A 15,639-nucleotide genomic window follows, 5' to 3' on the forward strand; every position below is an offset into this window, starting at 1 on the left:
AATGACAAGATTGATGACGGGCGCCGCGGCCCTTGCGCTGTTGACCGGAACCGCGCAGGCCGGCGAGCTGACGCTGCAGCTGAAATGGGTAACCCAAGCCCAGTTCGCCGGATATTACGTCGCGCAGGAAAAGGGCTTTTACGAGGAAGAGGGCGTCGATGTCACCATCCTTCCGGGCGGACCGGACATTGCGCCGACGCAGGTGCTGGCGGGCGGCGGGGCCGATCTGATCGTCGAATGGATGCCCGCCGCGCTGGCCGCCCGGGAAAAGGGCCTGCCGCTGGTCAATATCGCGCAGCCCTTCAAGTCGTCGGGCATGATGCTGACCTGCCTGAAGGAGACCGGGATCGAGAATCCGGAGACCGACTTTGCCGGGAAGACGCTTGGCGTCTGGTTCGCCGGCAACGAATACCCGTTCCTGTCCTGGATGAACACGCTCGGCCTCTCGACCGAAGGCGGCCCCGAGGGTGTGACCGTGCTGAAGCAGGGCTTCAACGTCGATCCGCTGCTGCAGAAGCAGGCCGCCTGCATCAGCACCATGACCTATAACGAATATGGTCAGGTGCTGGATGCGGGCCTGACGCCCGAGGATCTGGTGACCTTCAAGTACGAGGATCAGGGCGTGGCGACCCTGGAAGACGGGCTCTACGTGCTGGAAAGCACGCTGGAGGACCCCGAGAAGGTGACCGACCTGGTCCGCTTCGTCCGCGCCAGCATGAAGGGCTGGCAATACGCGGCCGAGCACCCCGAGGAAGCGGCCGAGATCGTGCTGGAGAACGACGAGACCGGCGCGCAGACCATCGAGCATCAGACCCGCATGGTGACCGAGATCGCCAAGCTGCTGGAAGGGTCGAACGGCACGCTGGAAGAGGCCGACTATCAGCGGACCGTGGACATCCTGCTGTCGGGCGGATCGGACCCGGTGATCAGCGCCGCACCCGAAGGGGCCTGGGTGTCGACGATCACCGACCGCGCCTTCGACTGAAGCGACGGGCGCGGCCCGTCATCCGGCGGGCTGCGCCACCCCCTGCCCCTTTTCGGCCCGGCGCAGCCGCCGCCGCCCGTCCCAGGCCAGCAGCGTCGGCGTCAGCAGCAGCGTGACAACCGTCGCGACCACCAGCCCCCCGGCGATGCCGGTAGACAGCTGGATCCAGAACTGCCCGGAGGGCGCGCCGAAGAAGAGGTCTCGGCCCACGAAGTCGATGGTCATGCCCATGACCATCGGCAAAAGCCCGATCACCGTAGTCGAGGCGGTCAGGATCACCGGGCGGAACCGCTCGGCCGCGGCGCGCCGGGCGGCGCGGTCGGGGTCCATCCCCGCATCGCGATGTTCGTTGTAGGCGTCGATCAGCACAATGTTGTTGTTCACCACCACGCCCGCCAGCGCCATGATGCCGATCCCGCTCATCACGATGGAAAACGCCTCTTGCCGGATCATCAGGCCCAGGAAGACACCCGCGATCGAAAAGATGATCGCGGTCAGCACCAGGAACGCCTGGTAAAAGCTGTTCATCTGGATCAGCAGGATCGTGAACATCAGGAACACGGCCGCGACGAATGCGCCCATCAGGAAGGTCATCGCCTCCTCCTGGTCCTCGATCTCGCCGCCGAACTCGACCTCGACGCCCTCCGGCAGGTCGGCCTGCGCGATGGCGGCGTCGATGCGGTCAAGTTCGGCTTGAAGTGTGCTGCCGGGGGCGAGGTCGGCCGTCAGCGTCTGGGTTTCGCGTCCGGCGATGCGGGTGATCGCGGCCGGCGCGGGCGCCGGCACGATCTGCACCACGTTCGAGATCGGCACCTGCTGCCCCGAGGCCGCTGCCACCCGAAGCGACGCCAGGTTCTCAAGGTTCCGCTGGTCGGCCGGATAGCGCAGGACGATGTCGACCTCGTCATCGGCGAAGTCGGGCAAATAGGTGCCCAGGATGACGCCGTTGGTCAGAAGCTGCACGGCGGTGCCGATGGTGTTCATGTCGACGCCGTAGCGCGCGGCCTCCTCGCGGTCGACCATCAGCCGGATCTCGGGGTTGGGGCGGGGCGTGTCGTTGACGATGTCGACGAAGCTGCCCTGTTCCTCCATCAACCGCTCGACCGTCGTGGCGGCCTGCTGCAGTGCCTCGCGGCTGTCGGCGGACACCTCGATCTGGACCGGGCGCGCCGCTGCGGGACCGGACGACGCGGCCTCGATCTGAATGCCGACGCCCGGAACCTCGGTGGCCGCTGCCCGCATCTGTTCGATCAGGTCGGGCGAACGGACACGGGTGCGCCAGTCGGTGAACTCGACCTGGATCTGTCCGATCACGTCGCTGGCCAGGCTGGAGCGCACACGCTCCTCGACCGAGCCGATGGTGCGGGCGTAAAGCCGCTCGATCCCCTCGAAATCCAGCAGGCGCCGTTCGACAAGGCGGACCAGCTGATCGCTTTCCTGCACCGACAGGTTGCCGTTCGCGGTGATCTGGACCTGAGCCCGTTCGGCGTCGGTTTCGGGAAAGAACTCCACGCCCCGGCCCAGTTGCCCATAGGCATAGAACACGACAAGGATGCCCAGCACAGCCAGCCCCAGCGTCGCGCCCGGCCGCTTGATCGTCCAGCCCGAAAAGCGGTTCATGAAGGATGGCACCTCGTCTTCGTCGGGCTCGGGCGGCAGGTTCTGGCCGCCGCCCAGCACAGTTCCGGACACGGGCACGAAGATCAGCGCCATCAGCAGCGACATCGACAAGGTCGCGATCATGGTCGCCGGAAGGTAGAACATGAACTGGCCCGCCAGGCCCGGCCAGAACAGTAGCGGAAAGAAAACCGCCAGCGTCGTCGCGGTCGAGGCGATGATCGGCCAGGACATGCGCTGCGCGGCCAGCCGGAAGGCGGTGCGCTTGGACTTGCCCTGCGCAATCAGCCGTTCGCCCAGTTCCACCACGACGATGGCCCCGTCGACCAGCATGCCGACCACCAGGATCAGCGCGAAAAGAACGATCACGTTCAGCGTGAAGCCGAGCGACCAGATGATCAGGATGCCGCCGAGAAACGATCCCGGAATGGCGACGGCCACCAGCAGCGAGGCGCGCACACCCAGGAACAGGACCGTCACCAGCATGACCAGCACCACGGCCGCGATCACGTTGTTCTGCAGGTCCGACAGCAGGTCGCGCATCTCCTTGGACTGGTCGTTCATGAAGACGACGTCGACTTGGTTCGGCCAGTCTGCGCGCGCACTCTCGACGACGTCGCGGACGGCCCCGACGGTGTCGATGATGTTGGCGCCCGCGGATTTGCGCACGTCGATCGCCAGCGCCGGCTGGCCGTCGATGCGGGCAAAGCTGGTCGGGTCTTCGAACGTCTGGCGCACCTCTGCCAGGTCGCGGACGCGCAGCACTGTCGGGCCGTCGACCAGCACCGGGATCGACAGGACCTCGTCCAGCTGAACGACTGTGCCGGGGATCGACACGCCGATGCGCCCTGCCCCGTTGTCAAACGAGCCTACCGCGATCAGCTGGTTGTTTGCCTGCACCGCCTGCGTCAGCTGGGTCGGAGAGATGCCATAGGTCTCCATCAGCAGCGGGTCGATCAGGATCTCCAGCTGGTCCTCTCGCTCGCCGGTCAGGTCGGCCTGCAGGACGCCGCTGACCGTCTCGATCTCGTCGCTGAGGTCGCGGCCAAGCCGGATCAGGTCGCGTTCGGGGACGTGGCCTGACAGCGCGACGGTCAGGATCGGAAAGGTCGACATGTCGATTTCGCGCACGAAGGGGCCATCGGCCTCGGGCGGAATGTCGGGCTCGGCGTCGTCCACGGCGTCCTTGACCGATTGCAGCGCCTGGTCCTGATCGAAGCCCGGCTCGAATTCCAGCGTGACCGAGGCGAAGCCCTCGCTGGCCACGGTCTCCATCCGCCGCAGCCCGTCCAGCGAATTCACCTGCCGTTCGATCGGCTCGGCCAGCAGGGTCGCCGAATCTTCGGCGCTGACGCCGCTATAGGTGACGTTGACGATGAAGATCGGGATGTCGACCTCTGGCATCGATTCCTTGGGAATCGTCACATAGGCGAGGGCGCCAGACAGGATCAGCGCCACCATCGTCAGAATGACGGTCCGGGCGCGGGAAAATGCGGCGGTGATCAGCGCGTTCATCGGCCCCTCATTCGACCTGCGGATCGCGCATCTCGCCCGCATTGGCCGCGCCCAGAAGGGCCGCCGCGCTGTCGGGGTCCTGAATGTCGGGGGATTCAGCCGTGTCGCCAAGCACGCCGCGGTAGGCCTCGGGCGTTTCGCTGACGCGGGCCTTCTGGCCGTCCTGCAGCGCACCTTGCGAGATCGTGACGATCCGTGCCTGATCGGGCAAGCCCGTCACCCACAAAGCCTCGGCCTTGGCCTGAACGATGTCGACCGGCTGAAAGCGCAGCGTCTCGCCGTCACCGTCGACGGTGAATACGCCGATCCGGCCCGCATCGTCCAGCCGGATCAGCGCCGGAGAGATCCGGTGCGCCGTCACCTCGTCCATCGGAAGCGCAATTTCCGCGCTGAGACCCGCGGGAATATCCTCGCCGGGGTTCAAGATTTCCAGCTCGACCTCGAAAGTCCGTGTTTCGGCGGTCGCCACGGGGGCGATGAAGCTGACTTCGGCCTCGGTCTCCCGGCCGCCCTGGAAGGTGACATGCGCCGTCTGGCCCAGGTGGACCGACGAGATCTCGTTCTGGCGCACCTCGACCTCGGCGATCAGCGGGTCGATGTTTACGATCTCCAGCACGTCGCCGCCCGGCTGGACGAAGCTGCCGATCTCGGCGATGACGTCGCTGACCGTGCCGGTGATCGGCGCCTCGAGCGTGGTGTTCTGCAGCTCCAGCTCGGCGGCCCGCACCTCGGCCCGCGCGGCCTCCAGTGCGGCAAACCGTTCCTGAAGCTCGGCCTCGGAGGTCACGCCGCGTTCCTGAAGCTGGCGCGCCGCATCATAGTCCCGCTCGGCCGAGCGAAGTCCAGCTTCGGCCCGCGCCAGAGAGGCTTCGCGATCATCCGCCGACAGGCGTGCCAGTTGCTCGCCCGCCCGGACGTCGATGCCCTGCCGGACGACCTCTTCGACGATCCCGCCCGTCCTGGCCCGCAGGATCGAGGTCTGGTTCGGCACCACGTTGCCAAAGAGGACGGTTCGCGGCTGGATCACTTCGGCCTCGGCCAGGCTGGCCGCGACTTCGGGAACCTGAACCTCGATCGGCTGCGCCTTCTCGGGGGGCTGGCGGTTCAGCATTCCGCCGCCGATCCAGAAGACGAGAAACCCGAGGATCGCAAGGAAGACCAGGGTAGAAGAGGACAAGATACGCGACATCACCAATCCAGATCCGATGGGACGGCAGATATCGCCGCCGGACGGGACGCGCCCCGCGGGACAGTCCGCCGTTGCCCGATATTTGGGAAGTGCGGCCGCATTGGTCAACCGCTCTGCGACAAGAGAGACCAGGGAAGCAGTAAGGGGCTGTAGACGACGCGCCTGCGTGCGACTATGCCGGATTTCGAAGCGCAGCGCGGGATCACCGCCCCAGTGAACGCGGCCTGCTGTTTGATGATCTGCAACGTTTTTCCAAGGACATATTTTCAGATGGTGGACAATGGCGTGCTCTCGTCACTCCTGCGCAAGCGGGTGTCCGAGGGTGAACTTGACCTTTATGTTCTGGGTTCCAGCAGCAGCGAAGCGTTCGACTATGCCATCGGCAGGCGTTCGACATATCACCCGTTCTGGGCCGGCGCCTGGAGCGCGCGCGTGCTTCGCGATGCAGAGATGCAGGACTACATCGCCCATATCCTCAGGCGGGCGCCCCGCGAGAGCCATATCCTGCTGAACTTCGGCCTGGCGGACGTCCTTTTCAATGCGCGATACAAGGCCGTGACCGAAGGCTTCTACGATTTTGATCTTCTGGTCCGTGAAGCTGCCGAGGGCATCCTTCTGACCGTCAGGAACCTGCACGCGTCGGGCTTCCGCTCGGTCCGGCCGATCTTCATCAGCCCGGTTCCCAATCTCGGGCAGAAGTACTGGCAGGGCATCGGGCCGGGTCGGCAACTTCCCAACCCGCTGATGGGAATGATGTATCACGGCATCTTCAGCCAGGTTGCCAAGGAAGCACCCTGCGTCGATGTCTTCGATGAGCTCTCTCAAGGCGCCTCGAGATGCTTTCTTCTGCGGCCCGAGTTCCATCGGCAAGAGCAGGATCATCATCCCGACTACATCAAGATGCACGAGATCATCCGGGACAAGCTTTTCGGGATACCTGGCACGCCGCCCTGCCGCGAGAAGCCGTTGGAGGCGCACTACCCTTATCACGACATCTGGATCACCACCCTGCGCAAGCGCGGCAGGACACGACGTAGCACCTGTTGCTAGAACCGTTTGGGAATTTCTTCCTGCGCATGGTCCCCTTCCCGCACGGGGCGGCACCTCATCCACCGCTCTTGTTGGACTGTCAGCTTGATCCGTCCCGGCAGAACGACACAGCCGGATGCCAGCGGCGTCGGGTTGAATTCCGCTCGGTACGGAGGATTGCCGGAAATCCGCTGATGCATTGCAGCACGGCCTAAGCATCGATCATGCGTGTCGTTCATTCAACGATGATGACGGACTCGGCCCCTGAACACATCGCGCCACGACCAAGTTGGCCAGCAGGCGCCAAGTTATCGGTCGTCTCGCTGCCCCTCAGCTTGCGCAGCTTTGTCAGGGACCGTCGCTCTACCCCGTACGCAAGGTCACATGGTGGGATTGGTGCGAGCGGAGGGGATCGAACCCCCGACCAACTGGGTGTAAACCAGTTGCTCTACCGCTGAGCTACGCTCGCATGCACTCTCGTTCGATGAACGCCCGCGCGATTAGTTTGTTTATTTAATGCGAGGGCCAGCAAGCCGCAATAGCCTTCCGAGGACCGGCGTGCGGTCCGGCCGGGCCATCATCTCGTCCTGCCCGCGTGACGGGACAGAGCAATGTGCCAGAGAAACGACGAGGCCGACGCGACCTCAGCTCCGATCCTCTTCGTGGCGCAGAATGGTGCAGGCGCCCGCGCTGATCCGGTAGACGACGCCCTGCCGCATCTCGCCCTCGGCCAGACGATCAATGGTCCGGCCAAGCGCCAGCAGCCGCAGCATCCGCAAAGTGATCCCATGCGTCACGATCAGCGCCGGCCCGTCGAGCCCAGCGAGAAACGACCGGCACCGCAGTTCCAGGGCCTGCAGCCCTTCGCCGCCCGGGCAACGGTCGTACCAGGACAGCGGGGGGCCATCGAAGGCTTCCGCGCTGTTGCGGCGAAGATCCGCCAGAAGGTGCCCGGCGAAGCCGCCGATGCAGACTTCGGAAAGCGCAGGGTCCATCTTGAAGACTCGCTTCAGGAAGACCCGGCGAGCGGTCTCGACCGCCCGGCCCTGCGGACTGGAAAACCGCTGGCCGTCGCAGTTTTCGGTAAGCTCCGCCTGCCACGCCGCCTGACGTTCCCCACGCGACGTGAGGCGGGCATCTAGACCGCCGTGCAGCCTGCCTTCGCGATTCCAGACGGTTTCTCCGTGCCGCATCAGCCACAGGTCTGGCCGCTCCTGTCGAAAACGTCGTATCGGTCGAGTCATCTTCTTGCGCAGGATTCCGAGAGCATCTTTGGCTTCTAGCAGATGTTGCCGCCGGTCAGCGAGTGGAACGCACGTCTTACCTTGCGAGCTCTGCTGATGCGACATCGAGGACCCGCGTCACATCGCACGATCCGACGATCCGGTCATCTTGATCTGCCGGAAGTTCGGCATCGGCCGACGCCAGATGGTAGCGGATGCAGCGACCAGCGGACGGCAACGGATCGTTTATCAAGTGCCGTTCGCGACCGAATGCGTCACAGCCGCTTCGACGCCAGCTGAACCACTGTGGGACGCAGGAAAAGCTTGCGCTCGACGCCGAAGGCAAGCCCCGACCAGTCATGCTTCCGGCGGCGTCGTCAGGTTCAGCTCCGTCATCAGCTCTGGCGTCAGGATGTTGATGTCGGAGGGAGGGGTGCGCAGCGCGTGGGTCATCAGGCGCAGGTCGACGTCCATTTCGACCAGATAGTCCATCACGCCGGCCTGCGCCCGCTGCAGATCGCCCACGGCTAGGAATGCCGGCAGAACGGTGTTCTGGCCGAAATAGTGCTGGTGCACGCCCACCACTCCCCCGCGCTCGACCTGCCGGTCGACACCCCCGGCGAAGATGTACGGGCATGCAGACAGGCAGACCGCGCCGTCACCGACCTGCGTGGCAAAGCCAGCCGCCCGGATCGTCCGGCCGATGGCGACCGCATCCGCGACCGAACCGCCCGAACTGTCCAGCGCAACCAGCCGGGCCTGGGGACGAACGCGGTCCATCCAGGCCGCGAAGCGGTCGGCATCACCCGGGGCGATCTGGCCGACGATCTGGATCCGATCATCGGCTTCCGAAAACTCCAGCTCCTCGGGCATGGGGCGCATGGCGGGCGCACCGGGGCGCGTGGGATCGGTCGGTCGCAGATCGGGCCGATAGGGCCTGACGCTGGGACCCTGGGCGGGGGGCGCGTAAAGACCGGGCGCCTCGCCGCCGGGGGCGCGGACCACGTCCAGCCCCACGATGGCACCCGCCATCAGCACCTGCGATACCAGCACCGCCCTGATCGCCCGCTGCGGCGACGAAAAGAGGCCCATCCTCAGGCCCCGCCGTCGCGCGGCACCTCGAAGGGCCGGGTGTGGGGCGGAACATGCGGCCGGACCTGTGCGGCGTCGGCCTGGCGCAGCAGCTCGGACGCGGCAAGGGCCGCGCGCAGCTCTCCGACGGTCATGCGGTCGTCGCTGTGCCCCTCGCCGCGACCACTGCGGATGGCGGCCTGCACGACCATGATGATGAAGACCAGCACCGCCGGCAGCAGGTCGATCGAGATGGCCCCTGCCCATGCCGGAATGAAGTTCTCGGCATAGGCGATGACGGCATCGGCGGCCGACATCGGCGTATAGAGCGCCTCGTCCGGCGGCGGCAGGGCCATGACCTCGGACGCGGCGGCCGACAGCGTATCGGCCCGTTGCGCCACAAGGGTCAGGACCGCGTTGATCGTGCTGGATTGCCCTGCCCGCATTTCCGCCGTGGTGCCGTCCAGTTCAGGCAGGACGACCGCATCGGACAGGTCCTGGGCGGCGCGGGCGACCAGCGGGGCCGGGTTCAGCTGGCGCAGTTGCGTGATCAGGCCCGCCAGCTCGACCGCGTCCTCGGAGAAGCGCACCGTGCGATCCTCGATCGGGCCGGGCTCGACCGAGGTGCCGCGCATCCGCGACAGGATCGAGTTGCCCTCGGTGAACGTCTGCTCGATCGGCTCCCCCAGGCCAAGAAGCTGCGCCTCGAGGGCCTGAAGCTCGGCGCTTTTCTGGGTCAGGACCCGAAAGACGGCGCCGCGACCCGAAAAGCCTGACAGGGTGCCGCCGGCTTCTTGCTCGGACAGGTCCTGAAAGCTTTGCCGAACTCGGGCCACGTCGCGCGAAAGCGACTGGCCGGCCACGGCATTTGCGTGGGCACGCTCCAGTGCGGACTGATAGTTCTGGACGGTCGTCGCCATATGTGTCTCGACCGCCGCGCCGCCGGCCAGGGCAGCGGCGTTCAGCCAAGACGACATCGCCACGATCGCGACCGACCCCAGCACCATCGTCAGCATCAGTCCCACGCGCGACGCGGCGCTGCGGACCGCTGGCAGCAGCCGCAGCAGATAGGACCAGAAGACGAAGATGCCGACCGACACGGCAATCGAATATGCCAGCGCCGCGAAGGTCGTCCAGAGGCCGGGATCGTCCAGCAGCGTCCGCACCCCAAGGTAGGTATAGATCCCCGACGCAGCCGACAGCACGCCCAGGGCGGTCGAGGTGAAGGTGTCAAGCCAATCCAGGTGCCGCTCCAGCTCTCGCGCATAGCGGTCGCCGGCACGGTCGGATGAGGTCGGTTCTGGATGAGCCATGCGGTCCTCGGTCGTGATGATGATCTGGCAGCAGATAAGCCCGAACGGCCGCGTTTCTCAGCCCCGTGGGCGCCGGAACGTGGTCACGCTTTCGGCATCGTCCCGTCAGGGATGATCGCCCGCGCGTGGGCTGGCCGGTGGCTCGTCCAGGAAGATCTGTTCGCCCGTCACGCTCGCCTGCTCCAGCCTGGTGCGGTCGAGGACGCGGATCGCCCCCCGGCCCATGTCGACGATCCCTTCGGCGCGCAGCTGTGAAAGGACGCGATTGACCGTCTGGCGCGAGCATCCGGCGAATCCGGCAAGTTCCGTCTGGCTGATCTGCACGTCGGGCATGTCCGGCGTGCTCATCGACAGCAGGTGGATGCGGACGCGGTCCTCGGCAGTATAGAACATCGCGACCGTGTGCTGGCGGTTGTCCCGCGTCAGGCGTTCGTGGAAGATCGCGGCAAGGTTGCGCAGCAGGATGTCCGCCGACAGGTGGCGCAGGATCATCGCGGCGTCGAAGATCATCAGCGTGCTGTCGTGCTGCGCCGTGCAGGTCGCGGCGCAGGTCCGTCCCGAAAATTGCTCGACCTCTCCCAGAACTTCTCCGGGCACGGCGGAATGCGCCAGGACGCGGTTGCCGTTCACGTCGATGAAGGTAACTTCGACCCGGCCCTTCAGGATCAGGTACATGCAGTCGGCGTCTTCGCCCTGGCGCAGGATCTCCTTGGGGCGGCGCAGGTTGACGACCTTTGCCTCTGCCAGAAGTGCGGCAAGGGCATGATCCGGCGCGCCGCGCATCAGCGGGGGCTGCAGGCGGCAGAGCGTGGCCCCCCAATCGCAGCCGCTGCCCGAAGGCACTGCTTCGCCGCGACGAGAATTGCGTGTCTGACGTCGTTCGGGCACGCGTCACCTTTCCGTACAACCGGATGGTGACAACAAGTCACGAAAAAACGCAAGGGTTGCGGCGCCAACCACAACAGGTTTGTCAGATCGAGGGCCGCTCTACTCGGCAAACACATACGGGACATTGCCCCCGATCTGCACGTTCATGGATAACCCATTTCCGGCGGCTTGAACGTCGTGCAGCCGACAGATCCGGTAACCGAAGTTAACAGTCAGCAAACTGTCATGCAGACGCGGTCAGGCTGGACTGGGTCTGCATGGCTGGTGAAGTTCTGCAGGATCGCCAGCCACCCCTCGCGCTGCTGGTCCAGCGAGTGTTCCGTTTCGGGATCGAAGTTGACCCGCACGGTGACATCCTGCCCCTGCGGGATGAAGTCGACCACCGCATGCCGGTCGCCGAAATCGTATTCGTTCACGACGATCCTCGTGTAGGTGCCTTCGAAGTCGAAGCCCATGCCGCCCTCCCTCGCCTCCATCCGCGAGGAGTAGCGTCCGCCTTCCCTAGGCCGACGGTCGCTGTCGGGCAGTGCCAGTCGTCAGAAGCGATGTTCCACTGCTGACATGATCCGGCGGGGTGTAGGCCTTCCAGACCTTCCCCGCAGGTCCTGCTGCGGTGGTTTCGACGACGACGCGGCCGGTCAGTCTGTCCTCGGATGTCATCGGCCGCGCCGGGCAGCCTCGATGGCCGCCACGTCGATCTTCGACATCTGCATCATGGCCGAAAAGGCCCGCGCGGCCTCGTCGCCGCCGGCGGCAAGCGCCTCGGTCAGCACCCGCGGCGTGATCTGCCATGAGACGCCCCACCTGTCCTTGCACCAACCGCAGGCGCTTTCCTGTCCGCCATTGCCGACGATCGCGGTCCAGTAGCGGTCGGTCTCCTCCTGATCGTCGGTGGCGATCTGGAACGAAAACGCTTCGGTCTGCGTGAATACCGGCCCGCCGTTCAGGCCGATGCACGGGATGCCCATGACCGTGAACTGGACCGTCAGCACGTCGCCCGCCTTGCCCGACGGAAAATCGGTGGGCGCACGGTGGACGGCATCGACGCGGCTGTCGGGAAAGACGCTGGCGTAGAAGTTGGCGGCTTCTTCGGCGTCCTTGTCGTACCAGACGCATATGGTGTTCTTCGCAGGTGACATCGGAAGCCCCTTTGTGGGATGATGTTGCGATGCGGGTCAGGTGGCTGCAGCTGTCTCTGCGGCACCCTGCGCTGCGGCCATGTCCATCCACATGACCTCGAAGACATTGCCGTCCGGGTCGCAGAAGCTTCGCCCGTACATGAAGCCATAGTCCTGGACCTTGTCGTTGTCGGTCCCGCCCGCCTGCACGGCGCGCTCGGTGATCTGGTCCACGGCCTCGCGGCTGTTGCGCGACAGGCAGATCAGCGCCGCCGTGACCGCCTGCGTGTCGGCGACCGGGCGCGGTGCGAAACCTGCGAATTTTTCCTTGTTCAGGATCATCATGTAGATGGTGTCGGACACGACGATGCATTTGGCGGTATCGTCCGAGAACCGCGGGTTCGCATGGAACCCCAGGGCTTCGAAGAACGCCTGCGACGCCTCGACATCCGAGACGGGCAGGTTCACGAAGATCATCTGCGGCTGGTCGGTCATTGTCTTCCCTTCCTGTGCAACGGGCGATTCCGGTCGCCTGTCATGGATGATGACCTCCACAGTATCTTTAAGCAACTAAAAACTATCTAAATGATACCTATTGCCGGAGACACTGACGGCCTTTGGCAGACGCTGCTATGGCGATGGCGCAGGGGCTGGACCTGATCGGCGAACGGCCGGCCGTTCTTGTCCTGCGCGAGCGGATGTTCGGCCTGGAGCGGTCCAGTGACCTTCGCGTGGATTTTCCGGGGTATCGCCGCGCCCGTCCTGACGCAGCGGCGCGACGATCTCTAGCTTGCGGGGATCGTCCGGCGACGCATCCTGTCGCCGTCGGGTCGGATCCAGGTTTGTGAACTGGCTCCGTGCGCGCAGCTGGAACCGCCTTCCGCGCCCATAGGAAAAACGCGGCTCGCAACCCTTACCTGCAGCCCGGCCCCATGTCGGTGGCATCGGTTGCGATTTCCCTGCGGATGATGTTCTCGCCCGCCGCTGCGGCCGGGTTCCGTGGGCGCATTGCGCTGAACATCGACCGTTCGATCTTCACCCCCAAAAGGCGCAGGCCCCGGATGCCACGATCAACGCCAGCCCGACGCGCTTGCAGCCGTGGTCCATCGGGGATGCCCATCGAGGCTGGCGAGGTGACCGTCGGAGGGTCGCGGGACATCGTCGGCCGCGTCCTGCGCCTGTTCGCGCTGCCCAAGCGCGACCTGACGCCGCCCCCGCTGGAGGCCACGTCGTGCCGCACGGCAGTCAGCCGTGGAACAGGGTGACCGTCTTCACCTGCGTGAAGCCGTAAAGTGCTTCGAATCCTTTTTCGCGTCCGTGACCCGAACGCGCGACGCCACCGAACGGAAGCTCTATGCCGCCCCCCGCGCCATAGTTGTTCACGAACACCTGCCCGCAGCGCAGCTTTCGCGCCATACGCAGCTGCCGGGCGCCGTCCGTCGTCCAGACGCCCGCGACCAGGCCATAGTCGGTGCCGTTGGCGATCCGCAGCGCCTCGGCCTCGTCCTCGAACGGGATCAGCACCTGAACGGGGCCGAATATTTCCTGCTGCGCCAGCGGGTGATCCGGCGGCACCTCGGAAAACAGGGTCGGCAAGACATAGTTGCCGCCAGGGGCCGCGTCAGGATGCATCCGGCCCTGTGCCGCAAGCGTCAGATCGCGCATTCCCCTCTCGATGAAGTCGAGGACGATCCTCTGCTGCCGAGGCGAGACGAGCGGTCCAAGATCGTGGCTGTCGGTGGCCCGACCGACGACCAGTTGCCGATAGATCTCGACCATGCGGCGCTTGACGGTGTCATAGACGTCCTTCTGGACCAGCACCCGCGATGCGGCCGAGCATGTCTGCCCCGCGTTCTGCATGCATGTCGCGACAAGGACCGGCATCGCCTGGTCGAGATCGGCGTCGTCGAAGACGATGTGCGGAGATTTTCCGCCCAGCTCCAGCGTCACGGGAATGACGTTCCGCGCCGCGGCCGCCTGAATGCGCGCCCCCGTCGCCACGGAACCGGTGAATGACAGGTGGTGAACACGCGGATGCTCTGCCAGCGCCGCGCCCACCTCGGAACCTAACCCGGTGACGACGTTCAGCACGCCCGGGGGCAGACCCGCCTCGGCCGCGATCGCGGCGAAGACCAGCGACGACAGGGACGCGTCCTCGGCAGGTTTCAGGACGACGGCGTTGCCCGTGGCCAGTGCGGCAGCGGCGGCGCGGCCAAGGATCTGCATCGGATAATTCCAGGGGATGATGATCCCGCACACCCCGTGCGGCTCGCGCAGCGTGAAGGCCGTGAACCCGTCCTGATAGGGAATCGTCTTGCCCATCAGCTTGTCGGCAGCCCCGGCGTAAAATTCCAGATAGCGCGCAAGCGCGACCGAATCGCGCCGGGACTGGTTCAGCGGCTTTCCGACGTCCAGCGTCTCGATCATCGCAAGGTCTTCGGCGCGTGCCTGCACCAGGTCCGCCATGCGCATCAGGATGCGGCCCCGCTGCGTGGCGGTCATGCGAGCCCAGTCGCTGTCCAACGCCCGGTTGGCCGCATCAACGGCGGCATCGACGTCTGCCGTGGTCCCGCGCCCGATCTGGCCGATGATCTTGCCGCTCGACGGGTCGTGGACGGAGATGAGGCCGCCAGAGGCCGCAATCCAGGCGCCGTTGACGAAGATCCGCGTCTGGTCGATCTGCAGCAGGTCGTCAAGCATGGTGGGCGGTCCTTTCGAAGACGTTCTTGCGCCTGCCGGGGCTGAAGGCGAAGCTGTCCGCAGAACCCCGGTAATTGCAAGGATCGAGGAGCGGATGCAGCAGATGAAGATCGGAATGGTGGGCGTCGGCCTGATGGGACACGGCATCGCGAAGAACGTGCTGATCGGGGGCTATCACCTGTCGTTCCTGCACCATGGCGGCAACCAGCCGGACGACGACCTGCTGGCGCTTGGCGCGGCGCGGGTCGAGGGCCTTCGTCAGCTGGCCGCCGAAAGCGACGTCATCCTGCTCTGCCTCTCCGGCTCTCCTCAGGTAGAGGAGGTGCTGACCGGCAGCGCCGGCATGCTGGCCGCGATACGGCCGCAGACGGTGATCATCGACTGCTCGACGGCGATCCCGGCGTCCACCCTGCGACTGGCGGCATCGACGCGCGAGGCGGGCGGGCAGTTCATGGATGCGGCCATGACCCGCACACCGGTCGAGGCCGAACAGGGCCGCCTGAACCTGCTGGTGGGTGCCGGCGACGACCTCTTCGCCCGCATGCGCCCCCTGCTGGATTGCTTTGCAGAGAACATCTTCCACGCGGGCGATGTGGGCGCGGGTCATACGCTGAAGCTTCTGCACAACTACGTATCGGTCGGGTTCGCCACGCTGCTTGGCGAAGCCGCCGCCTGCGCCCGCAAGAGCGGTATTCCGGACGAGGTCTTCGTGGACGTTCTGGCCAAGGGCGGCGGGCACGGCGCGGCCCTGGACCGGATCGCGCCCTTCCTGCTGAGGAACGATCCGTCGGGGATGAAGTTTGCGATCTCGAACGCCGCCAAGGACATCGCGTATTACCTGCGCATGTCCGAAGATGTGGGCGCGCCCCGTGATGCCGCTGCGGGTATCGACGCCACGCTTCGGTCGCTGACGGACGCGGGCCACGCCGAGGCATACCTGTCCCAGGCAGCCGCGCTCTTCGCGCGCCCATTGGCCCAGGACTAGCCGCCG

At 65.7% G+C, this 15,639-nt stretch carries 14 protein-coding genes and 1 tRNA gene; 4 read left to right on the forward strand and 11 right to left on the reverse strand.

The genetic code is table 11. The features are described 5' to 3' along the window. The first annotated feature begins 1 nt into the window (after position 1). On the forward strand, positions 2–985 hold the full coding sequence (locus tag OC159_RS02165; protein ID WP_265499512.1) for an ABC transporter substrate-binding protein: 984 nt from the start codon (positions 2–4) through the stop codon (positions 983–985). A gap of 18 nt (positions 986–1,003) precedes the next feature. Here the strand turns inward: OC159_RS02165 and OC159_RS02170 are convergent, their stop codons facing one another. Then, positions 1,004–4,117, reverse strand: a complete 3,114-nt coding sequence (locus OC159_RS02170; protein ID WP_265499513.1) for an efflux RND transporter permease subunit — start codon at positions 4,115–4,117, stop codon at positions 1,004–1,006. Positions 4,118–4,124: 7 nt separating this feature from the next. Further along, positions 4,125–5,306: an efflux RND transporter periplasmic adaptor subunit gene (locus tag OC159_RS02175; RefSeq protein WP_265499514.1), complete on the reverse strand. Its 1,182-nt coding sequence runs from the start codon at positions 5,304–5,306 to the stop codon at positions 4,125–4,127. Between the two features lie 270 nt (positions 5,307–5,576). Between OC159_RS02175 and OC159_RS02180 the strand changes: the two genes are divergently transcribed. Next, positions 5,577–6,356 (forward strand): hypothetical protein, encoded by a 780-nt coding sequence (locus tag OC159_RS02180; RefSeq protein ID WP_265499515.1) that lies wholly within the window; start codon positions 5,577–5,579, stop codon positions 6,354–6,356. A 373-nt stretch (positions 6,357–6,729) separates the two neighbouring features. On the opposite strand, the gene OC159_RS02185 is transcribed toward OC159_RS02180, so the two are convergent. The 8 genes from OC159_RS02185 to OC159_RS02220 form a co-directional block, all read right to left on the reverse strand. After that, positions 6,730–6,804, reverse strand: a tRNA-Val gene (locus OC159_RS02185). Positions 6,805–6,979: 175 nt separating this feature from the next. After that, entirely contained in the window at positions 6,980–7,684 is a 705-nt protein-coding gene (locus OC159_RS02190) for a histidine phosphatase family protein (RefSeq protein ID WP_265499516.1), read from the reverse strand. Positions 7,685–7,915: 231 nt separating this feature from the next. After that, positions 7,916–8,650 carry a COG3904 family protein gene (locus OC159_RS02195; protein WP_265499517.1) on the reverse strand — a complete coding sequence of 245 codons (735 nt, stop codon included), beginning with the start codon at positions 8,648–8,650 and terminating at the stop codon, positions 7,916–7,918. A 2-nt stretch (positions 8,651–8,652) separates the two neighbouring features. Next, positions 8,653–9,942, reverse strand: a complete 1,290-nt coding sequence (locus tag OC159_RS02200; RefSeq protein WP_265499518.1) for a hypothetical protein — start codon at positions 9,940–9,942, stop codon at positions 8,653–8,655. 105 nt (positions 9,943–10,047) lie between these two features. Beyond that, on the reverse strand, positions 10,048–10,725 hold the full coding sequence (locus OC159_RS02205) for a Crp/Fnr family transcriptional regulator (RefSeq protein WP_265499519.1): 678 nt from the start codon (positions 10,723–10,725) through the stop codon (positions 10,048–10,050). Between the two features lie 317 nt (positions 10,726–11,042). Then, positions 11,043–11,363 carry an SRPBCC domain-containing protein gene (locus tag OC159_RS02210; RefSeq protein ID WP_407674040.1) on the reverse strand — a complete coding sequence of 107 codons (321 nt, stop codon included), beginning with the start codon at positions 11,361–11,363 and terminating at the stop codon, positions 11,043–11,045. A gap of 123 nt (positions 11,364–11,486) precedes the next feature. Next, the gene (locus tag OC159_RS02215; protein WP_265499521.1) at positions 11,487–11,969 is read right to left on the reverse strand and encodes a VOC family protein; all 483 of its coding nucleotides are present in this window, start codon (positions 11,967–11,969) and stop codon (positions 11,487–11,489) included. A gap of 36 nt (positions 11,970–12,005) precedes the next feature. Then, complete coding sequence (locus OC159_RS02220; RefSeq protein WP_265499522.1) at positions 12,006–12,443, reverse strand: VOC family protein; 438 nt, start codon at positions 12,441–12,443, stop codon at positions 12,006–12,008. A gap of 617 nt (positions 12,444–13,060) precedes the next feature. Here OC159_RS02220 and OC159_RS02225 point away from each other — a divergent pair. Then, positions 13,061–13,213 carry a hypothetical protein gene (locus OC159_RS02225; protein ID WP_265499523.1) on the forward strand — a complete coding sequence of 51 codons (153 nt, stop codon included), beginning with the start codon at positions 13,061–13,063 and terminating at the stop codon, positions 13,211–13,213. Here the strand turns inward: OC159_RS02225 and OC159_RS02230 are convergent. Then, positions 13,194–14,648 carry an aldehyde dehydrogenase family protein gene (locus OC159_RS02230; RefSeq protein WP_265499524.1) on the reverse strand — a complete coding sequence of 485 codons (1,455 nt, stop codon included), beginning with the start codon at positions 14,646–14,648 and terminating at the stop codon, positions 13,194–13,196. The two genes, OC159_RS02225 and OC159_RS02230, sit on opposite strands and share 20 nt — an antisense overlap. Before the next feature lie 94 nt (positions 14,649–14,742). Here OC159_RS02230 and OC159_RS02235 point away from each other — a divergent pair, with 94 nt between their 5' ends. Beyond that, positions 14,743–15,633, forward strand: a complete 891-nt coding sequence (locus OC159_RS02235; protein WP_265499525.1) for an NAD(P)-dependent oxidoreductase — start codon at positions 14,743–14,745, stop codon at positions 15,631–15,633. The last annotated feature ends 6 nt before the right edge of the window (positions 15,634–15,639 follow it).

The sequence above is a fragment of the Paracoccus beibuensis genome (assembly GCF_026162625.1).
Lineage (GTDB): Bacteria > Pseudomonadota > Alphaproteobacteria > Rhodobacterales > Rhodobacteraceae > Paracoccus > Paracoccus beibuensis.